The 22,632-nt window shown below is 31.9% G+C and carries 19 protein-coding genes, 1 riboswitch and 1 other annotated feature; all 19 genes read right to left on the bottom strand.

Annotated features, from left to right (window positions below; genetic code table 11):
- Window positions 1–45: 45 nt before the first annotated feature.
- The 19 genes from yihA to CD128_RS07140 all read right to left on the bottom strand — a co-directional run bounded on the left by yihA (window position 46) and on the right by CD128_RS07140 (window position 22,478).
- Window positions 46–633, bottom strand: a complete 588-nt coding sequence (gene yihA, locus CD128_RS07230; protein WP_103329347.1) for a ribosome biogenesis GTP-binding protein YihA/YsxC — start codon at window positions 631–633, stop codon at window positions 46–48.
- A 161-nt stretch (window positions 634–794) separates the two neighbouring features.
- A complete protein-coding gene (gene clpX / locus CD128_RS07225) occupies window positions 795–2,057 on the bottom strand; it encodes an ATP-dependent Clp protease ATP-binding subunit ClpX (RefSeq protein WP_103329346.1) in 1,263 nt (420 codons plus the stop codon).
- A 154-nt stretch (window positions 2,058–2,211) separates the two neighbouring features.
- The gene (gene tig / locus CD128_RS07220) at window positions 2,212–3,516 is read right to left on the bottom strand and encodes a trigger factor (RefSeq protein WP_103298704.1); all 1,305 of its coding nucleotides are present in this window, start codon (window positions 3,514–3,516) and stop codon (window positions 2,212–2,214) included.
- A gap of 164 nt (window positions 3,517–3,680) precedes the next feature.
- The gene (locus CD128_RS07215; RefSeq protein WP_103329345.1) at window positions 3,681–4,604 is read right to left on the bottom strand and encodes a hypothetical protein; all 924 of its coding nucleotides are present in this window, start codon (window positions 4,602–4,604) and stop codon (window positions 3,681–3,683) included.
- A 15-nt stretch (window positions 4,605–4,619) separates the two neighbouring features.
- Window positions 4,620–5,228, bottom strand: a complete 609-nt coding sequence (locus CD128_RS07210) for an NUDIX domain-containing protein (RefSeq protein WP_103329344.1) — start codon at window positions 5,226–5,228, stop codon at window positions 4,620–4,622.
- 215 nt (window positions 5,229–5,443) lie between these two features.
- Window positions 5,444–5,800 (bottom strand): 50S ribosomal protein L20, encoded by a 357-nt coding sequence (gene rplT, locus CD128_RS07205; RefSeq protein ID WP_103298707.1) that lies wholly within the window; start codon window positions 5,798–5,800, stop codon window positions 5,444–5,446.
- 56 nt (window positions 5,801–5,856) lie between these two features.
- Entirely contained in the window at window positions 5,857–6,057 is a 201-nt protein-coding gene (gene rpmI, locus CD128_RS07200) for a 50S ribosomal protein L35 (RefSeq protein WP_002448990.1), read from the bottom strand.
- Window positions 6,058–6,084: 27 nt separating this feature from the next.
- The gene (gene infC / locus CD128_RS07195; protein WP_103329348.1) at window positions 6,085–6,612 is read right to left on the bottom strand and encodes a translation initiation factor IF-3; all 528 of its coding nucleotides are present in this window, start codon (window positions 6,610–6,612) and stop codon (window positions 6,085–6,087) included.
- 22 nt (window positions 6,613–6,634) lie between these two features.
- Window positions 6,635–6,762: a sequence feature (ribosomal protein L20 leader region), on the bottom strand.
- A gap of 62 nt (window positions 6,763–6,824) precedes the next feature.
- Window positions 6,825–8,318, bottom strand: coding sequence for an amino acid permease (locus CD128_RS07190; RefSeq protein ID WP_103329343.1), 1,494 nt, complete (start codon window positions 8,316–8,318; stop codon window positions 6,825–6,827).
- A 163-nt stretch (window positions 8,319–8,481) separates the two neighbouring features.
- Window positions 8,482–8,657: riboswitch (Lysine riboswitch) on the bottom strand.
- 50 nt (window positions 8,658–8,707) lie between these two features.
- Complete coding sequence (gene thrS / locus CD128_RS07185; RefSeq protein ID WP_103329342.1) at window positions 8,708–10,645, bottom strand: threonine--tRNA ligase; 1,938 nt, start codon at window positions 10,643–10,645, stop codon at window positions 8,708–8,710.
- A 305-nt stretch (window positions 10,646–10,950) separates the two neighbouring features.
- On the bottom strand, window positions 10,951–11,871 hold the full coding sequence (gene dnaI, locus CD128_RS07180) for a primosomal protein DnaI (protein WP_103329341.1): 921 nt from the start codon (window positions 11,869–11,871) through the stop codon (window positions 10,951–10,953).
- Entirely contained in the window at window positions 11,872–13,263 is a 1,392-nt protein-coding gene (locus CD128_RS07175; protein ID WP_103329340.1) for a replication initiation and membrane attachment family protein, read from the bottom strand. It abuts the gene before it with no gap.
- Window positions 13,264–13,734, bottom strand: a complete 471-nt coding sequence (gene nrdR, locus CD128_RS07170) for a transcriptional regulator NrdR (RefSeq protein WP_103329339.1) — start codon at window positions 13,732–13,734, stop codon at window positions 13,264–13,266.
- An 827-nt stretch (window positions 13,735–14,561) separates the two neighbouring features.
- Window positions 14,562–15,587 carry a type I glyceraldehyde-3-phosphate dehydrogenase gene (gene gap, locus CD128_RS07165; RefSeq protein ID WP_103298713.1) on the bottom strand — a complete coding sequence of 342 codons (1,026 nt, stop codon included), beginning with the start codon at window positions 15,585–15,587 and terminating at the stop codon, window positions 14,562–14,564.
- A 199-nt stretch (window positions 15,588–15,786) separates the two neighbouring features.
- Window positions 15,787–16,392, bottom strand: a complete 606-nt coding sequence (coaE, locus tag CD128_RS07160; RefSeq protein ID WP_103329338.1) for a dephospho-CoA kinase — start codon at window positions 16,390–16,392, stop codon at window positions 15,787–15,789.
- Between the two features lie 18 nt (window positions 16,393–16,410).
- The gene (gene mutM / locus CD128_RS07155; protein ID WP_103329337.1) at window positions 16,411–17,283 is read right to left on the bottom strand and encodes a bifunctional DNA-formamidopyrimidine glycosylase/DNA-(apurinic or apyrimidinic site) lyase; all 873 of its coding nucleotides are present in this window, start codon (window positions 17,281–17,283) and stop codon (window positions 16,411–16,413) included.
- A gap of 15 nt (window positions 17,284–17,298) precedes the next feature.
- Window positions 17,299–19,932 carry a DNA polymerase I gene (polA, locus tag CD128_RS07150; RefSeq protein WP_103329336.1) on the bottom strand — a complete coding sequence of 878 codons (2,634 nt, stop codon included), beginning with the start codon at window positions 19,930–19,932 and terminating at the stop codon, window positions 17,299–17,301.
- Between the two features lie 138 nt (window positions 19,933–20,070).
- Window positions 20,071–21,768: a two-component system histidine kinase PnpS gene (pnpS, locus tag CD128_RS07145; RefSeq protein WP_103329335.1), complete on the bottom strand. Its 1,698-nt coding sequence runs from the start codon at window positions 21,766–21,768 to the stop codon at window positions 20,071–20,073.
- Entirely contained in the window at window positions 21,768–22,478 is a 711-nt protein-coding gene (locus CD128_RS07140; RefSeq protein WP_103329334.1) for a response regulator transcription factor, read from the bottom strand. The genes pnpS and CD128_RS07140 overlap by 1 nt, the downstream gene beginning before the upstream one ends.
- Window positions 22,479–22,632 lie beyond the last annotated feature (154 nt).

Genomic DNA, 22,632 nt, shown 5'->3' with positions numbered 1-22,632 from the left:
CCTTTATAATATTAGAATATTTAACTTTAGTAGTAATTATAATTATTATAAATAAGAAGCAATTAAATCCCAAATTTGTTGTTGTTTTGTATTTTGAATTGATGAATAACTAATAATCGTATCTTCAGGATCTAAGTCTAATTTTTCTTTTATATTTTTAATATGTTTTTGAACTTTACCTTTAGCAATTTTATCTTCTTTCGTACAGATCACTAATGTAGGAATTTCAAAATGTTTTAGGTAATCATACATTAATACATCATCTTCTGTAGGGTTATGGCGCAAGTCAACAAGCTGTATAACTAATTTTAAACTTTCTCTTTTAGTTAAATATTCTTCAATCATTTTTCCAAACTTTTCTCGTTGAGACTTACTTACTTTCGCATAACCGTATCCAGGTACATCTACAAAGATTAATTGATCATCGATATTAAAGAAGTTTAATGTTTGTGTCTTACCTGGTTGTTGTGATGTACGAGCCATATTTTTTCTACCAATCATACTATTAATAAATGAAGATTTCCCTACATTTGAACGACCACTTAATGCCACTTCAGCTAAGCCAGTTTCTGGATATTGTGCTTCCTGAACTGCACTGATAATTAAATCTATATTATTGGGATTAATATTCATATGTTATCCTCTCTCTTTAAAGTTTATTATAACTGTTTTATTATAATATATTTTGACCTAAACCTAAAAGACTATATGATTTCTTAAACGCCTTCTTTTAGAAAAAAAAAGAAAAAACCCAAATCTTAAAGAGCGATTTGGGTTTAAATTACGAGTATATATTAAGCAGATGTTTTACTATCGTTTAATAAATTACCTTCTGAATCATATAATTCAGGTTCAATTTCATCTTGAATCGTTTCAGCAGTAATGACTACTTTAGCCACATCATCAGATGAAGGCACATCATACATAATGTCGATTAAAGCTTCTTCAATGATTGAGCGTAAACCACGAGCACCAGTTTTACGTTCAATTGCTTTTTCACTTACAGCCGCTAAAGCTTCTTCAGTGAATTCTAACTCAACATTATCAAGTTCAAGCATTTTAGTATATTGTTTAACTAATGCATTTTTCGGTTGAGTTAAAATATTTTTTAATGCTTCAACATCTAAAGTTTCTAAATTAGCAACAATTGGAACACGACCAATAAACTCAGGAATTAAACCGTATGATTGTAAATCCTCTGGTCGAATTTGTTCAAGTAAAGCTTCTTCATCATATTTATCAGCTTCATTGCTAGCAAATCCAATAATTTTTTCACCTAAGCGACGTTTAATTACTTCGTCAATACCATCAAATGCGCCACCTAAGATAAATAAAATATTTGTTGTATCAATTTGGATGAGTTCTTGGTTAGGATGTTTACGTCCACCTTGAGGAGGCACACTAGCAGTTGTACCTTCTAAAATTTTAAGTAAGGCTTGTTGTACCCCTTCACCTGAAACGTCACGTGTAATTGATGTGTTTTCAGATTTTCTTGCAATCTTATCAATTTCATCGACATAAATGATACCTTTTTCAGCTTTATCAATATCGAAATCAGCAGCTTGGATTAAACGTAATAAAATATTTTCAACATCGTCACCTACATAACCAGCTTCTGTAAGACTTGTAGCATCAGCAATTGCAAATGGCACATTTAGTGTTTTAGCAAGTGTTTGTGCTAATAATGTTTTACCACTACCTGTAGGGCCGATTAAAGCAATATTACTTTTTTGTAATTCAACATCGTCTTCATTTGGTCCTAGTTGTTGAATACGTTTGTAATGATTATATACTGCTACAGCTAAAGACTTTTTGGCTTTCTCTTGACCAATAACATATTCGTTAAGGTGGTCCATAATTTCTTTAGGTGTAGGTAATTCAGTAAATTCTTCAGAACTAGTTTGCGCTAATTCTTCTTCTACTATTTCAGAACATAATTCAATACATTCATTACAGATATATACACCACTACCTGCAACTAATTTTTTAACTTGATCTTGGTCCTTACCACAAAAAGAACATTTTAAATTTTCTTCATCTTCATTGAATTTAAACATTCATTTACACCTCTATTCTTAAACGACTATACTAGATAGCATTCTACAATGCAAATTTATGGTAAACAACTATAATGCTTAAAATATAGAGTAGCAGATACATATATTGATGCACCTGCTACTTAAATTTTAATATATTAATTTAGAAAATTAATTATTTATCTTCTTTAGTTGTTTCAACGTATTTAGCATTGTCTCTTAATAAGTCGATAACTTTTTGAATACGTACATCATTTTTAATGATATCTGTATTACCTAAAGTATTTTTAATATCTTCAACTGAAATGTTGAATTGTTTGCTCATTTTTTCTAACTCTTTATCGATGTCTTCATCAGTAGCTTCGATATTTTCTTTATCAGCGATTGCAGATAAAGTTAAGTTAGTTTTAATACGTTGCTCAGCATCATCTTTCATTTGCTCTCTTAATTGAGATTCATCTTGACCTGAGATTTGGAAGTAAGTTTGTAAATCTAAACCTTGTTGTTGAATTCTTTGACCGAATTCTTGAACCATACGGTCTAATTCAGTATCAATCATAGCTTGTGGAATGTCGATTGTTGTATTTTCAGTTGCTTTATTGATAGCTTCTTCTTTTTCAACATTTTCAGCTTCTGTAGCTTTTTGTTCAGATAAACGTTTACGTAAGTTTTCTTTATATTCATCAACTGAGTTAGCTTCTGAATCTAATTCATTAGCAACTTCGTCGTCTAATTCTGGAACATCTTTATATTTAATTTCGTTTACTTTAGTTTTGAAAGTAGCTTCTTTACCAGCTAATTCTTCAGCATGGTATTCTTCTGGGAAAGTAACAACTACGTCTTTTTCTTCGCCAGTTTTTAATCCTACTAATTGATCTTCGAATCCAGGGATGAATGCGCCTGAACCGATTTCTAAGTCGTAACCATCAGCCTGGCCACCTTCAAATTGTTCACCATCAACATAACCATCGAAGTCAATGTTAACAGTATCGCCGTTTTCAACAGCGCCGTCTTCTTTAACTACCATATCAGCTAAGTGACCTAAACTGTGGTCAATTGCTTCTTGTAAGTCTTCATCTGTTAATTCAGAATCTTGTTTTTCAATTTCTAAACCTTTGTAATCACCTAATTGAACTTCTGGTTCAACTGTTACAGTAGCTTCAAATTCGAAGTCTTTACCTTTTTCGATTTGAGTCACGTTGATTTCTGGTTGTGCTACTGGATTAATTCCAGTTTCATCGATAGCTTCACCATAAGCTTCTGGTAAAAGAATATCTACTGCATCTTGATATAATGCTTCAACGCCAAAACGTTGTTCAAAAATTGGACGAGGCACTTTACCTTTACGGAAACCAGGCACGTTAATTTGTTTAACTACTTTTTTAAATGCTTGATCTAATGCTTTGTCTACTTTTTCTGCTGGAACTGTAACTTTTAATAATCCTTCGTTACCTTCCTTTTTTTCCCAAGTTGCTGTCATGTATAATACCTCCATGATTACATTTTTTATTTTTTCAACTTCCCTATTATATCATACGTCTAATACGGACACAAACATTGTTTTATAGGGCTTTTCTCACTCTTATTTAAGAAATGCAATAACCTTACTTTAACGAAGATTGAATTTAATTTAAACTAATTTGCTCAATTTTGACCATCTAAAATATAAATTAGTTGTAATACCTCTGAATTAGCTTCATTCGTTTCCAAACCTATCATTGTTTTAAAATAATCTTCATATGTTTTTACCCAATCTCGTTCACTATATAACTCGAAAATATTTAGAGGGTAAAGTAATATTGAATGATTATTCATGACATGATGTGCTTCATTAGAGATATTAAGAGCCCCTTCACTAAGTAATTCATTAACCTTTGGTATAACGTTATTCTTTATCTCAGTATGTTCAAGACCTTTTAATTCTGAAGGTTTAACACTAATGGAAAAGCCATATTTATTTATCGAAATTAAATCTTCATATCCAGCAAATCGTAAATACTCTAACATTATACTTTTTAAATTATTAGCTTTCACTTCATTTGTAAGTAAAAATGCTACGGTTTCTTTAAATTCATAGTGACCATTATCAATTAACTTCATTATCAATTTGATTTGTTCACTCAAATTTAAAGTATTGAACTGAGATAATAATTGACTTGTTAAATTTTTGTCTTCATTTAATTGAGATTGAGCATATTCTTTTATAGGAAATAGGGCCATTCTTGTTTTATGATCTTTCACTTCATCGATGATTTGATTGATAACTTCAATAGCCTCATAGTATTGACCCAGACCATTCAACGCTTTGATATAATAAATCATCAGTTCATCATAATAAGGTAAACCTTTTTTCAAAAGAACGATGGCTTCTTCCCTTAGTTCTAAAAATGAATTAAGTTGATATAACATATCACATTTAATTAGAGATAATTTGTCATCTAATTCATATTGTGCTTCGTAATCTTCGAATAACTGATATAACTTATCGTAATTTTGGCGATTATCCGTTTCTATAATATCGTTATATAGTTTATTTTGTGCTTTCGGAAAAGGGATAATATCTGACACAATTTTGCCCCCTTTTTACAAATCCTTTAAAATTAATGCACTCCAAGTTTCGAAGTTATCATAGTCTTCTATTTCTCCTTGTTCAACCCATTCAATTTTTAAAGTATCTGTTTCTTTAACTTCTATATCTTGAGAATTAACTTTAATTTTAAAAACTACTCCGATATGAACTTTACCAACTTCATTAGTATCATCATTGATAAAACCTATATAATCCATGTTTTGAGAATTTTGTTCTGATAAGCCAACTTCTTCTTCTAATTCACGTTGCGCATTAACACGTAAGATTTCATTAATAGACTGTGCGCCAACTACATCATTCATATGGCCTCCTACGCCTATTGAAGATTGCCCGTGTAAACGTTCTTCTCCTCCACCACTTAAACGTTTATAAACAAGTAATTCATTATTTTCATTTTCCAGTAAACAATAAGAAATCAATTGTTTATATGAAGGATTTTCTTCCATATCTCCACGACGTTTTACTTCGTAGTGTGGTAAAGCTTTAAATATACTCTCACCTTGAGGATCATTTTTAGATAAAAATCCGTTAAAGGCATTTGTTTCATCTTCGAAAATTATTCTTCTTGGAACTACTATAATTTGTTCATCGTATTTAGACATACTGTTCTCCTTATTTAATGTATTCTTTTTATGTATTTTATCAAACTCATCTATTGAACCTCAATTAAAGCAATTACTATTTTGTTTATTGCGCTTTAATCTTCATAAAATAGACTGTCTGGGATAGTAAGTCGAGTAAATAAGCTATAAAAAAAATGTCGACAAAGATAACCACCTTTGTCGACAGTATGTGAAGACTTGAAAATCTTCTAATATTATTTTAAAGCTTCTTTAGCTTTTGATACTAATTCAGCAAATGCTTTGTCGTCTGAAATAGCTACTTCAGAAAGCATTTTACGGTTGATGTTGATGTCAGCTTTTTTCAAACCGTTCATTAATCTTGAATAGCTGATATCGTGTTTACGTGCAGCTGCATTAATACGTGTAATCCATAATTTACGGAAGTCACGTTTACGTTGACGACGGTCACGGAATGCATATTGACCTGATTTCATAACTTGTTGTTTTGCTACTTTATATAATGTATGTTTTGAACCGAAGTAACCTTTAGCTAATTTAATAGTTTTTTTACGACGGGCTCTTGTTACTGTTCCACCTTTAACTCGTGGCATATTAAATTCCTCCTTAGATATAACTATTTATTATCGTTCTTATTTAACGTCTACAATTATTTTTTATAAGCTAATAATTGTTTTACGCGTTTCATATCGCTTTTAGAAACTAATTTAGCTTTACGTAATTTACGTTTTTGTTTAGTGTTTTTGTTTGCGAATAAGTGAGATGTGAAAGCTCTTGAACGTTTTAATTGACCTGAACCAGTTCTTTTAACACGTTTAGCTGCTCCACGGTGAGTTTTCATTTTTGGCATGATTCATTTCCTCCTACTAATTATGAATTATTTTTCGTTTACAGGCGCTAACATAATAAACATTTGACGCCCTTCCATTTTAGGTTTTTGTTCAACAGTTGCAATATCTTTACATTCGTCAGCAAATTTTTCTAATACACGTTGACCAATTTCTTTATGCGTAATCGCACGACCTCTGAAACGAATAGAAACCTTACATTTATCGCCTTTAGTTAAGAATTTACGTCCATTTTTCAATTTTGTTTGGAAATCATGTTCCTCAATAGTTGGACTTAAACGAATTTCTTTAATGTTGATAACTTTTTGTTTCTTTTTCATTTCTTTTTCTTTTTTCTGTTGTTCGAATTTGTATTTACCGTAATCCATAATTCTTGCAACAGGTGGTTTAGCATTTGGAGCTACTACCACTAAGTCTAATTCTACACGTTCAGCCATTTCTAAAGCTTCACGTTTAGATTTAACACCGATTTGGTCTCCATTTTGGCCAATTACACGTAATTCTTTTGCACGAATTTTTTCGTTAACTTGCGTTTGATCTTTTGCTATGGTTGACACCTCCCAAAATTTTACGAAATGTTCCAAGTAAAAAGAGCGGGCGTAAAACGCCCGCTCTTCACTCATACACATTAAATGTGTGACATGATTAACCTGCCAACTGCTTAAAGCGTCGCTACAGGTGAGAAACGGGTGTTTCTACTTGGTTCGTTTCGTATTCAACGTTAATAATCATATCAGCATTTATAATGTAAGTCAACATTTATTTTAATTTAATGATGTTTAATATCATCCATCTTAACATCTTGACGTAAATCTACTTTATCAAGAGGTATTACTTTAGTTTTATATCTAACCTTATGATAGATAAAAAATGCTAAGAATACAGGAATACCCATGTAAGTAATAACAAAGCGATTTAAATCAAAATGCCCTGTTTTAATGAAATCTACGTCTTGCCCTATAATAACAATCACACATAAAATTCCTGCAAATATCGGACCAAACGGGAACCATTTAGCTTTATATTTTAATTCACTCTTATGATGGTGTTGTCTATCAAAGGCTCTTCTAAATCTATAATGGCTGATGGCAATACCAACCCATGCAATAAAACCAGTCATTCCACTTGCTGCAACGATGTATTCATATGCACCACCACTAAATTTTTGCACTAAGAAAATAACAATGACTAATACACCTGTAGCAATCAATGATAGATAAGGTACGCCATATTTATTCGTTTTGCCAAAAGTCTCAAATGCTAGTTTATCTTTACTCATTGAATATAACATACGTGTTGAAGCGTACATACCTGAGTTACCAGCAGATAATACTGAAGTTAAAATAACTGCATTCATGAATGAAGCGGCAAAAGCTAAACCAGCATTTTTAAATACAAGTGTAAATGGAGAAGTCGCAATACTATCATCTCCACCCATTAGAGCATTGCTATCATAAGGAATTAACATACCAATTACAAAAATGGCTAAGATGTAGAATAATAAAATTCTCCAGAATACTTGTTTAATCGCCTTAGGAACAGCACGTTCTGGATTCTCAGATTCACCAGCAGTAATACCAATTAATTCAGTACCTTGGAAAGAGAAACCTGCTACAAGGAACACACCTAAAATTGATAACAAGCTACCTCCAAGGTTGCCTCCTAAGATAGGACCATCACCTTTAGTGAATGTTTCAAATCCAACAAACTTACCACCCATAATACCTAAAATAGTTAATAAGCCTATAATGATAAATATAATAACGGTTACTACTTTAATTAATGCAAACCAATATTCACTTTCACCATATACTCTTACTGATAAAGAGTTAAGGGCAAAAATAATAACTAAAAAGATACAACTCCATACCCATGCAGGAATACCAGCCATAGGTGTCCAATATTGAATAACTTGAGCAGCTATTGTGACGTCTGCTGCCACTGTAATCACCCAGTTAAACCAATAATTCCAACCTAAAGCAAATCCTAATGATGGATCTACAAATCGAGTAGCATATGTACTGAATGATCCTGACACAGGAAGATAAGTTGCCATTTCACCTAATGAAGTCATTAAGAAAAATACCATGGCACCAATAATAGCATATGCGATTAATGCACCAAGTGCACCCGCATCATGAATAGCGCCTCCGGATGTCATAAATAAACCTGTACCTATACATCCTCCCATTGCTATCATGGATATATGACGGTCTTTCAAACCACGTTTGATACCATCATCTTGATTTTCGACTTTACTCATAGAAGCTTCCTTTCCTTCTGTAGAGGCTAACTAGAAACATTTTATTTGCTATGTGTTGATAATTAACTTATCAAATTTATATTTTACTAATTGATTATGTAAAATTAAAAATCGAAATAAAAAAGGTTGCATACCTTAGAGATATGCAACCTTTTGCTTAATCTATATCGGTAGCACATCACAAATTGTGACAGTACAGTTTCTATTCGATAACTGTCCCAACAAATGATAATTATGGTTATCATTCATTTCGGCAACTTTACCTTTCACTCTTTCAACATACGTTCCATAACAACTTCTGAAGAGTTACTAATCAAAGTTGCAACCTCTAACTCATTTTTTATTTTAACTACTTTGTAATATACATTAAGCGTTCATTTTTATCAAGATTATCTACGTTTTTTTAAACGAATTTCGTCAACTAAGTTCCAAATAAATTCATCTTTTTCAATAGTTTCTTGATCTTGTGAACCGTATTTACGCACGTTTACTTCATTATTTTCAACTTCTTTATCCCCTACAACGATTTGATAAGGAATTTTTTGCATTTGTGCTTCACGGATTTTGTATCCCATTTTTTCATTACGGTCATCGATTTCTACACGAACACCTTGAGATTTTAATTCGTCTTGAAGATTTTTCGCATAGTCATAATGTAAATCAACGTTTACAGGAATGATTTCAACTTGTTTTGGTGCTAACCAAGTTGGGAAGGCACCTTTAGTTTCTTCAGTTAAGAACGCTACGAAACGTTCCATTGTTGATACAACACCACGGTGGATAACTACTGGTCGATGATTTTCACCATCACTACCAATGTAATTTAATTCAAAACGTTCTGGTAATAAGAAGTCAATTTGAGCAGTTGATAAAGTTTCTTCTTTACCCATTGCTGTTTTAACTTGTACGTCTAATTTAGGACCGTAGAATGCCGCTTCACCAATTGCTTCAATATATGGTAAGCCCATTTCTTCAACCGCTTCTTTAAGCATTGTTTCAGCTTTATTCCACATTTCATCGTCATCCATGTATTTTTCTTTATCTTCTGGATCTCTATAACTTAAACGGAAAGTATAGTCTTCAAATCCGAAGTCTTTATATACATCTTGAATCATGTGTACAACACGTTTAAATTCATCTTTAATTTGATCTGGACGAACAAAGATATGAGAATCGTTTAAAGTCATACCTCTTACACGTTGTAAACCTGATACAGCACCACTAGCTTCATAACGGTGCATAATACCTAATTCAGCGATACGAATTGGTAATTCACGATAAGAATGTGGTCTATTATTATAAACCATCATATGATGAGGACAGTTCATTGGACGTAATACCATTTCTTCTGTTTCATCTAATTTCATTGGTGGGAACATATCATCTCTATAGTGATCCCAGTGACCTGAAGTTTTATATAACTCAACGTTCGCTAATACTGGAGTATAAACGTGGTCGTAACCCATACTTACTTCTTTATCTACAATATAACGTTCAATCTCACGACGAATTGTAGCACCATTAGGTAACCATAATGGTAAACCAGCACCTACTAATTGGCTATTAGTAAATAACTCTAAATCTTTACCGATACGACGGTGATCACGTTCACGACGTTCTTCTAACATTTCTAAATGTGCTTTTAATTCTTTTTTATCGAAAAATGCAGTACCGTAAATACGTTGTAACATTTTATTATTACTATCACCGCGCCAATAAGCACCAGCAGTGGATAATAATTTGAATTCTTTAATTTTTGAAGTAGAGGGTACATGTACACCTCTACATAAATCTGTAAATTCACCTTGAGAATATAATGTTACATTTTCATCTTCAGGAATTGCATCAATTAATTCTAATTTATAAGGATCATCTTTAAAGAAGTCTTCCGCTTCTTCTCTAGAAACTACTTTACGTTCAATTTTATGATTTTCGTCAACAATTTGTTTCATAGTTTTTTCGATTTTTTCAAAATCATCAGATGACACTTTTTCATCCATATCAAAATCGTAATAGAATCCGCCCTCAATAACTGGGCCTACGCCAAATTTCACATCACCATATAAACGTTTTAAAGCTTGCGCCATTAAGTGAGCAGTAGAATGACGTAAAACTTCTAAAGCTTCTTCACTTCCAGGTGTAACGATTTCAATTTCACCATCTTCTTCTAATGGTCTTGTTAAATCAACCATTTGTCCATTGAATTTACCAGCTACAGCTTTTTTTCTTAATCCTGGACTAATTGATTGCGCGATATCTTCAGTAGTAGTTCCTTTATCAAACGCTTTTGAATTACCATCTGGGAATTGAATATTAATTTGATCCATTATATAACCCTCCAATTATAAATTCTATCATCGTTGAAAAATAAAAAACTCGCCCCCTAAAAAGGGACGAGTTTATCGTGGTACCACCCTAGTTATTTAGCAAATGCTAAATATCTCTACATAAAATAACGGTCTTGAGCCGGGCACTGATTACCAGCACCTTAAAATGAAGGAGTAATAATTTAATATATTAGCTAAATTCACACCACACATTAGCTCTCTGAATAATAGGAATTAAATTATCATATCTTCATTAATTTCAACGATTTAGATTTAATTTTATTATACATCACTTATTGTAAATTTCAATTGTTTCGTAAATTTTCTCCATCTAAATAATACGCATTTGTTAAACTCTTAATTCTTTCGACAATTCTAGCCGCTTTAGTTTGCTCAGCGCCTTCACGCGTATTAGCTAAATGGTGCTCTAATTCATCTAAATTTAAATTTGATGAAAAGAAGGTTGGTAGTTCATGCACCATGCGATAATGAAGTAAAGGCCCAATGACTTCATCTCTTACCCATGGTGTCACTTCTTCAGCACCAATATCATCTAGCATTAGAATGTTAGCTTCTCGAATGCGTTGCAATTTTTTCTCATAACTTCCATCTTTGAAACCACTTTTTAATGTACGAATATATTCTGGAAGATAGACTATTGTAGATGGAACACTTTTAGATTTTAATTGATTAGCTATTGCACCTAATATAAACGATTTACCTGTACCAAATGGTCCATGGATATAGAGTCCTTTAACCTTTTCTTTATTCACTAATTTTTTACAAATATCATTTACTGCCATTGCAATGTCTAGACGATGACGCCCATTTGTATAGATATCTTTAACCTTCGCATTTAAAGTATCACGTTGCATATGATGAGCAGTAATGAGTTGAGAATTAAAACGTGCTTCATCATGTTTGATTTTACATGGACATTGCTTATATCTAATTTTAATACGTTCATTCTCAATATAGAGTTCAGGTATATGCCCTTTAACAAAATTTGGACAATGTTCATACTCATGACCATCATAATGTTTTTGCTGATCTTTATACTCTTGTAAAATGTTCAAATCATTATCAATCATTTTATTTGTTAAATCTGATTGATGTTGTGTTAAGAATTGTTTAACATCTTCATCATTTAAAACCTGTTGCTTTATCTTGGCAATTCGTTGTTCTAAATCATTGTTTGATCCAATAATACTACTAAACGATTTCATCTAATCCTCCTCCCAGTCTTGAGCTAATTGAGCACGAAACGCTGCTCTATCTTTCTCAAGTTGTTCATCATTTTCATCCTTCTTAGTTGTTGATTGTTGTCCTCTATTTTGTAGCCATTTGGGTGTTTTCTCTCTTGAAACAATTTCTCGATGTTTTGAATAACGTCGACGTGATTGGTTTGAATTATAACTTTTAGAAGAAGAACTATCTTCTTTAGTTTTTAAAGCATAGTTATATGCTTGCTGTGCTGTTTTAATACCCAACTTTTTCCAATTTGAGGCAATTTCAAATATATATGTTTTAGGTAGCTTCATATCATTTTTAAGCATGACAAATTGTAGCAAAATATTAATAACACCAAATGATAGTTTCTCACGTTCAATTAACTCTTCAATCATTCTTTTTTGTTGTAAAGTTGGTTCAGATTCTGACCATGAAGAAAGCATATCTATGGGACTTGTTTGTTCTAGTAAATCAAACCATTCATCAGTGGATGTTTTATTATTTTCAAGTGCATGCGCATTATGAGTTTCTGATAATGATTGATTACTCTCATTCGTCTTCACTTGTAATTCAGGAAGTTGTTGATTATGTTCTATTAAGTAATATGAGCGAGCATGCTTTCTCATTTCTTCAAAAGAAAGTTGTTGATTGCTCGTAATTGAGTTTAAAATGATGCGTTTCATTGAATCTGGCGTTAAGCCATATAACGTCGCTAACTGAATAATTAATTGACGGGCTTCTTTCGTAAGAATTTCACTGCTAATAAAGTGCGTTTGCAACATCTCTTTTAACATATCGAAGTCAAATGTTTCGTTTGATAAATCAATACCTAAATAAGTAGATTCTTTTATGATTGGAGATGAATCTACATTTATATTATTTTGAGGCACTTTAAAGACGTCAGTAAATTTACGTGTCACTTGTTGAAACCCTGTCAAATTTGGTTCATTCTTTTCAAAATAAGCCTTTAAACGCTTATATCGTTTATTATCAACTTCGTTATACAAATAAACAGACAACATAGGATCATTAAAGAATTGATATGCTGTAGGCGGTTGGATAACTTCATAAATGAAATAAGATTGTTCATGACTATGTTTAACATAGGTCTTGATTAAACCAATTGCTTCTAAAGCGTCCATAGATTTCCTAAATTCTAATAAATTTACCTTTAATTCATTCATGATTGTGTAATGCGTTAGTGTTTCACTAACTGATTCATTTACAAATTGATTCATATAGTGATAAACACCAATCGCTTGTGTACCAATTAGGGGCACATATAAACGATTGAGTATATCTAAATGATTATGATTAAAGAAAAAATAACGATAAACTGCAAACCCATCGTGAGGACTTAAACCATATTCATAGGACTGCAAACTCATTTATGAATCACTCCGTTTGTTATCATTCAAAATGCCTTGCATAGAGGCAAGTAATTGATCCACGTCTTTAAACTCTTTATATACAGAAGCAAAACGTACATAAGATACTTGATCTACATGCATTAATAAATTCATTACATGCTCCCCTATTTCTCTAGATGAGATTTCAGTATGACCTGTATCACGCAATTGCCATTCAACTTTGTTGGTAATATCTTCCAGTTGTTGATAACGTACTGGTCTTTTTTCACATGATCTTACAAGTCCATTTAATATTTTTTCTCTTAAAAATTGTTCACGTGTTCCGTCTTTCTTCACAACGATGAGTTGGCTAACTTCAATATGTTCAAATGTTGTAAAACGAGTTCCACAATTTTCACATTCACGTCTTCTACGAATTGCATTAGCTTCATCAGCATGACGAGAATCTACGACACGAGAATGCGTAGAGTTACATTTTGGGCATTTCATATCTTTCACCCTCTTGAATAGATTATGCTTCATTATACTATAAATGTAATCGAGACAAAAGAAGTCAACTTGTAAGCTAAAATACCAAATATGTATTAATCTTAACTAAAATTGATAATATGTACATTAAACTCATTTATTCCAATCATAGTGCACACCATTACACTCTAAATATTGAAAATAAAAAATAAATACACCATTAATAACCTTTACTAATCCTTCTTAAAATATAAATATTAGAAATTATTACGCGGTTTACATAATAATTTTATATTAAATATATTTTAGCTACCTTTAATATTAATAAATGTAAGCGTTCAGGCACTTACGTATGTAGTTCTAAGATAGATTACGAAGTGTAGTTGTGAAGACTCCTAAGTTGATTATTAATGAACATACGTGCTGTGCACTTATGTAAGAAATTCTAAAGATGAACTACGAATGACGTTGTGTGACGCCTGAGGGATTTAGGATTATCGATGAACGTAAGTGTTCGCACACTTACGTAAGTAGTTCTAAGATAGATTACGAAGTAAAGTTGTGAAGACTCCTAGGGGAGCAGTGCTGTTAATGAACCTAAGTGCTATGGCACTTAGGTAAGTAGTTCTAAAATGGATAATGGAACGTAGTTGAGCGACGCCTGAGGGAGCAGGATGAGTGTCGAGACCGTGGCTCGACCCAGCCCCCTAGGCAAGCATCACAACAGAATGAGTAAATGTTCATCTATGAACTTCAATTACAAAATAAAAACTGCCGGCAAAGATGTATTCTTTGTCGACAGTCTGACTCATTTCCCTAAGGATATGGCTCAAATTTATTATTAATGATTAGTTAGCAGGTACTGCATTTTCAGAAGCAATTAAATTACCAATTTGTTCAGCAACTTCAACTACTCTGTTTGAATAACCCCATTCGTTATCATACCAAGCAATAACTTTAACTTTATTGTCGCCCATAACGATAGTGTTTTGTGCATCAACCACAGCTGAGTTAGGGTTAGTATTAAAATCAACAGATACTAATGGCGCATCTTCCACGTCTAAGATCCCCTCTAAACCAGCATTGCGGAATGCATCATTAACTTCTTCCGCTGTAACGTTTTGTTCTAAATCAACTACTAAGTCAACTAAAGAAACGTTTTTAGTTGGAACACGTAATGCAAGACCATGTAATTTACCTTCTACTTCAGGTAAAACTTCTTTTAATGCTTTTGCTGCACCAGTAGAAGTTGGAATAATACTTTCATTACATGAACGCGCACGACGTAAGTCTTTGTGTGGGTTATCAATATTATTTTGGTCGTTAGTAATTGCGTGAACTGTTGTCATTAAACCATTCACAATACCAAATTTATCATTTAATACTTTAGCTACTGGACCAATACAGTTTGTTGTACAAGAAGCATTACTGAAAATGTCATATTCTTGAACATCTAATTTATCGTCATTTACCCCTTTAACAATCATTTGAACGTGGCCACCTTTTGATGGGCCAGTTAATAATACTTTTTTAGCACCCGCTTTAATATGAGCGATTGCTTTGTCTCCATGATTGAATTTACCTGTAGCTTCAATGACGATATCAATATCTAAATCTTTCCAAGGTAAGTTTTCTGGATTACGATCTGAAACTAATTTAATATCATGACCATCTACACGGATACCATTTTCAATTGGCTCTACTTTTTTATCATATCTACCGTGAGTTGTATCATAATTAATTAGATGTGCAATTGTTTCTGGTGGATAGCTAGCATTGATTGCTACTACGTTTAAGTTATCGTTATGTAAGGCAATTCTTAATACCATTCTACCGATTCTACCCATACCATTAATTGCTATATTTGTTGACATTTAAAGCACCCCTTGATTGTTTGTTTATATGTTATACTTTATAAAATTAGTGTAACATAATTATCAAAATTTGAAAGCGTTTTCCACTAATTTAAAGATTTTATTTTTATATAACTTTAATAAGTTTTAGTTATTAAAAAAATCTTAGCGAAAAAACATTGTTTATGAGTTCTCTTTCGCTAAGATTTAATATTTAAAATTATTCTTTATTTAAAAACCCTTGTTCTGTTAATAAACGTTCAAGGTTTTGCTTTAATTCAAGTTTGTCTCCAAGGTTATCAATGACATGATCTGCCATTCTACTTTTTTTATCAATTGAAATTTGACTATATACTCTTGCTTTGGCATCTTCAGCAGTCAAATTATTGCGCTCCATTAAACGCTCGATTTGTACACTTTCTGAAGTATATACTAACCAAACTTCATCTACAGTATCTTGTAAGTCATTTTCAAAAAGAAGCGGAATATCCATGATAACGTTATGACCTTGTTGTAAATATTCACGTTTTTCTTCTTCCATAATTTCCCTTACAATTGGATGCACGATTTTATTCAATTCAAGGCGCTTTTCAGGATGATTGAACACGAGTTCACCCATATACTTACGATCCATTTCACCTTCTTCAGTAATCGCTTCCTCGCCAAATTGCGCTTTTACTTGTTCTAGGCCTTTTGAACCTTTAGCGACAGCTTTACGCGCTGCTATATCCGCATCTACAATTTTGAAGCCATATACACTTAAAAGTTCAGAAACTGTAGACTTACCTGTTGCTATACCACCTGTTAATCCAATCACTTTAGGCATAATTATCACCACTCATTTCTATTTCTGACACTGTGGGCAAAAATGACTATTTCTCGTTGCAACTACTTTTTGTTCTATGTCATGCCCACATACTTTACATTTATTTTGTTTATATACATTTAAATGAAGTTGCATTTCTCCAGTTTTGCCATCTGCATGACGGTAATCTGAAATGCTAGTACCTCCATTGTTAATACCCTCTTTTAAAACTTCTTGAACATAATAAAAGAGCATTTTTCGTTCTTGTTCAGATGTATCTTTAACTTTTCGAGAAGGATGAATGCCTGCTCTAAACAATGCTTCGCATGCATAAATATTGCCACAACCCGCAACAATCTTATGGTCTAACAGCATCTGTTTAATTGGTTTATTCTGCACTTTCTTTTGATTTAAATAAGCTTTAAAATGTGCAAACGCTTCTTCTTCAAATGGTTCCGGTGCTATTTCTAAGAATGAAGGATAATCATTAAAAGAAGCTAAATTACGAATTTCTCCAAATCGACGTATATCCGAGTAGACAAGTTTTTTACCGTTATCTAAATGAAAAATAACGTGCCAATGCTTTCTATAATTAGGTGTGGTAATTTCAGATAATTGGCTGACGATGAAAAACCCGCCTGCCATACCTAAATGGCTTAATAAAATACGTTCTTTATTATTTTTCTCGATATTAAATACAATATATTTACTACGTCGTTCAATATTTTTAAAAGTGTAACCTTCACTATTTAAACGGAAACCATCTAAATTGATACCTTTAATAATGGTTTCTTTACCTTGACGTTTACCTTCAATAACCTTTTTTGAAAAGGTTACACTATTGATAGTAGCATTTTTAATATAAGGTTCTATTCCTCTTTTAACATGTTCAACTTCTGGTAATTCTGGCATTTCGATTTCCTTTCTCTATTTCGCATCATACCAAGTAGAGCCATAGTTTGAGTCTACTTTTAAAGGTACATCTAAATCTAGTGCATGTTCCATTATATCTTCCACAAACGCACTAAAATCTTCAATTTCATCTTTAGGAACTTCAAATATCAATTCATCGTGAACTTGAAGTAATAACTTAGCACGATATGAAGTGTCTCTAACTTGTCTATCAAATTCTACCATTGCTAATTTAATAATATCGGCTGCGCTTCCCTGGATAGGCGTATTCATCGCAGTTCTCTCAGCAAAGCCTCTTAAATTGAAATTACGACTCGTAATATCTGGTATATATCTACGACGATGTAATAACGTTTCTACGTAACCATTTGCTTTCGCATCTTTTACAATATCTGACATATATTGTTTTACACCTGGGAAACTAGCTAAATAATCATCAATAAATGCTTTCGCTTTTTTACGAGTTATTCCTAAACTTTGACTTAATCCATAGTCACTAATTCCGTATACAATGCCGAAGTTAACAGCCTTCGCTTGTCGACGCATTAAATCATCTACGCCATCCGCTTCAACACCGAATACTTTCATCGCTGTCGCGGTATGGATATCTCGTCCATGTATAAATGCTTCTTTCATACTTTCATCTTGTGTAATATGCGCTAATACACGTAACTCAATTTGAGAGTAGTCAGCTGAAAGTATAACACTGTCATCTGAATTTGGTTTAAACGCACGACGAATTTTACGCCCTTCTTCAAGTCTAATAGGTATATTCTGTAAGTTAGGATCTACTGAAGACAATCGTCCAGTTTGTGCCAATGTTTGATTGAATCGCGTATGGATGCGTTTATCATCGCTAATTACTTTTTGTAATCCTTCAACATAAGTTGATTGTAATTTAGATAACTGGCGATATTCTAAAATATAATCAATGATTGGATGTTCGCCTTGAAGTTGTTCTAATACATCTACTGCTGTAGAATAACCTGTCTTTGTTTTTTTAATAACCGGCAGTTTAAGCGTTTCAAATAATACAACACCAAGTTGCTTAGGTGAATTAATATTAAATTCTTCTCCAGCTGCTTCATGAATATTACTAATAAGTGTATCCAATTTTTCTTGAATTTCATGTTGCATTTGTTGTAGGTCATTTACATCTGTATAGATACCAGTTTCTTCCATTCCTCCCAAAATGCGGGCAAGTGGAAGTTCTAAGTTTTGTAATAATTCTATTTGATTATGTGCTTCTAATTCTTTAAACATTAAAGGTTGTGACTCATGAATGGCTTCGGTAATTGAAGCAATGTGCGTGTTTAAAACTTCATCATCAGGAATACTACGTTTTTTACCTTTACCATATATAGAAATATCATCTTTGACATAATTTTGATGATAATGCGTTACAACAGAACGAACATCATCAATTGTTCTCGAAGGATCAATAATGTAACTTGCTAACATCACATCGAATTTAATATTTTTAATATCTATATCTAATCTATGAGCTGCAACATACGTTTTCTTAGCATCGTAAACACTTTTACTTGTGTTCTCATCTTCAAGCCATTTAATTAATGCGGGATAGTCTTTAATACTTTCAGCATTGATAACAATATGCTGTTCTCCTGTATAGAACCCAAATTTTAATATCTGGTCTTTTAAATAATTTGAACCGTCTATTTCGAAATGTATCACCGCTTCATCAAGATGTTCTAAATCTACATGGTCAAAAGTAGGCTGAATTTCAAATGTTTTATCTGAATTATCTTCAGTTTCAGGAACATCGCTATCTATATCGGCAAGTAATTGCTTGAACTCTAACTTTTTAAATAACTCAATTTTATCCTTATTATCTTCTTGATCCTTAAGTTGTGTATCTTTTAAATTCACTTCAATAGGACTGTCACAATTAATTGTCGCTAAGTCTTTACTCATTAATGCGTCATCATGACTATTTTCAAGTTTCTCTTTCAGTTTTTTACCTGAAACTGAATCAATATTGTCATAAACACCTTCGACAGTTTCAAATTGTTTTAAGAGTTTAATCGCAGTTTTTTCGCCTACCCCAGCAACACCTGGAATATTATCTGACGTGTCTCCCATTAACCCTTTCATATCAATAATTTGATGTGGCGTTAACCCGTCATATTTTTCGGCAATAAATTCTGGAGTATAATGATCGACGTCAGTAACACCTTTTTTCGTATAATAAATAGTGACATTATCGGTTGCTAATTGCGTTAAATCTCGGTCGCCAGTTACTATAATTGTTTCAAAACCTTGCTTATCAGCCTCTTTACTTAATGTGCCAATGATGTCATCGGCTTCATAGTTTTCTAACTCATAATGTTTAATGTGATAAGCATCAAGTAATTGACGAATATATGGAAACTGTTCACTTAATTCAGGTGGTGTACTTTGTCTGCCACCTTTATACTCACTATACTTAGAGTGACGGAATGTTGTTTTTCCTGCATCAAATGCTACCAAAAAGTGGTTCGGTTGTTCTTCTCTAATAATTTTTTCTAGCAACATTGCAAATCCATAGATTGCATTAGTATGAATACCTGCTTTATTAGATAGCAGTGGCAATGCATAGAAAGCTCTAAAACTTAAACTATTACCATCTATTAAGATTAATTTATTCAAAGTGCAAACCTCCAGAACAAATTTAATTATATTTTAGCATATTCCCAGTATCATCACGAATGAATGATTTTATAGTAAATCTAAACATTAAAAAACCTGTTTATTTGCGCTAAACAAATAAACAGGTAACTTAATATTTTATTGTTTTTCATCTATAAATGACACTCTAAATAATGAACCTTTGCCAGGTTGACTTTCGACATTAATCGTGCCATGATGTGCTTCTACAATGTGCTTAGTAATAGATAGTCCTAACCCTGTTCCTCCTGAATCACGACTTCTCGCTTTATCTACGCGGTAAAATCTTTCGAAAATATGTTTTTGTTCATCTTTATCAATACCAATACCAAAGTCTTGAATTTCCAAATTAACTTTAACATCTTCTCGATACACTCTCACAATAACTTTATTATCTTCAAAAGAATAATTAATCGCATTAGACAATAAATTGGTAATCACTTGCGCTAATTTATTTTCATGAGCTTCAATAATCACATCTTTTTCAATTTCTGAAAGAATAGTAATGTTTTTATATCTAGCCTGATTTTGCAAATTATCAATTGTATTACAAGCTAATTCTGAAAGATTAACATAGGTTGTTTCAAGTTCTGTTTGCTGTTCAATGTGTGATAAATCTAGTAAATCCATCACTAATGATTCAATACGATTTGACTCTTTTAAAATAATGTTTAAAAACATTTCAAGTGATTGTTCATCATTTTTAGCGCCTTCAATTAATGTCTCAGCAAAACCTTTAATTGACGTGATTGGTGTTTTCAATTCATGAGAAACATTTGCTACAAATTCTCGTCTTAGATTTTCAAGTTTCTTTAAATTTGTAATATCATGCATAACTACTACTAAACCTTGTAGACGTTTTTTAGATTTACTAAGGATTGGTATACAAGAAACGTCAAAATATTTTTCATGTACATCATTAATATATAACTGAATCTGATCATAAAGTGATTGCTCAGTTCTAAAAGCTTCGAGTATTAAATGTTGTATTTTTTCATCTAAATATGAGGTGTAATCTTTACTCTCAGCTTTTTTACCGGGTTTAAACACTTCATAATATGCATGATTAGCTACAACGATTTCTCCGTGTTTATCAATCATTAATACCGAACTTGGAATATTCTCAAGTGTCGTTTTTAACCGATTAGACTGCATTTTTTGCTTATTATTAAGCTTTTGAAGTCGTCTTGCTAAATCATTTGTAGTGACAAAAAGCGCTCTCGTTTCTTTGACATTACTTTCTGGTACACGAACATGATAATAACCATCCGCAATAAGTGAAGTTGCATATGTGACTTCATTAATTGGTCTAATATATGTTCTATTAATACTTCTTACCGCTAAATAAACCGCTAATAATACAATAATGCCAATGAGTGATAAATATTTCCACATACTTTTTTGTAATTCAATAATTTCATTATTTAAACCGCTTATGTATATCGTTTTATCATTAATAGTATGTTTAAACGTATATCTTAATTTTCCATTTTCATTGTGATACATAATTTCGGATGGATTAGCAGCATTATCAATATTTTTATTTAATTTATGATGATTGCCTAATTTATAAATAATTTTACCATCTTTATATATATACACTGTTAAATGTTGGTCAGCTGCAATATTGGTAATTTCTTTATTGTTTTTTTGATTATTTAATTTAATAAAATTTTCAGAAATATGGTTTAATTCAGCACTTTGCGTAGTAGATAATATTTGATAAATCGTATGATGAATAACTGCTCCTAAACCTATAAAACTGATAATCGTGATTGTACTTAATAAAAGAAGTAATCTATGATGAAACTTTAACATTAACCTTTAGGTCTTTCTAACTTATAACCTAAACCACGTACAGTTTTAATTAATTTAGGTTGCTTAGGATTTTCTTCTAATTTATCTCTTAAATGACTTATATGTACATCAACTATTCTTGAATCTCCAGCAAATTCGTAATTCCAAACTGAATTAAGCATATGTTCTCTTGTAATTACTCGTCCCTGTCTTTCAATTAAGTATAAAAGTAATTCAAATTCTTTAGGTGTTAATTCTAATAATTCCTCATCTTTATAAACTTCAAAGAATTCAGGTCTAATTCTGATATTTTCAATTACTATATCTTCTTCATCCACATCATCTTTTTCTACTTCACTAGCAAATTTCGATCTTCTAAGGATAGCTTTAACTCTTGCTACCACTTCTCTAGGTGAAAAAGGTTTAGTCATATAGTCATCTGCGCCTAATTCTAACCCCAATACACGATCAAATTCGTCATCTTTAGCTGTTAACATTAAAATGGGAACTAAGTTTTTGTCAGAACGAATCGTCTTACAAACTTCAATTCCATCTTTTTTCGGTAACATTACATCTAAAACGATCAGTTCAGGTTGAACTTCATTTACTTTTTCAAGTGCCTCTTCCCCATCGTAAGCAACTTCTACGATGTAACCGGCTGTTTCAAGATTATATTTTAGTAAAGTTACAATGGATTGTTCATCATCCACCACTAATACTTTTTGTGACATAATGTGCCTCCCTGATTAGAAATAACATTCAACTACATTATAACTGAAGTTTAAATAAAAATAACATACCACATATTAAATTTACATAAACTTAACAATTAATATAATATTTTCTATTTATTAAGAAATTATTTTACTAACCTTAACTTAATAT

The sequence above is a fragment of the Staphylococcus croceilyticus genome (assembly GCF_002902575.1).
GTDB classification, from domain to species: Bacteria; Bacillota; Bacilli; order Staphylococcales; family Staphylococcaceae; genus Staphylococcus; species Staphylococcus croceilyticus.
This window is presented reverse-complemented; position numbering and strand designations above follow the sequence as displayed.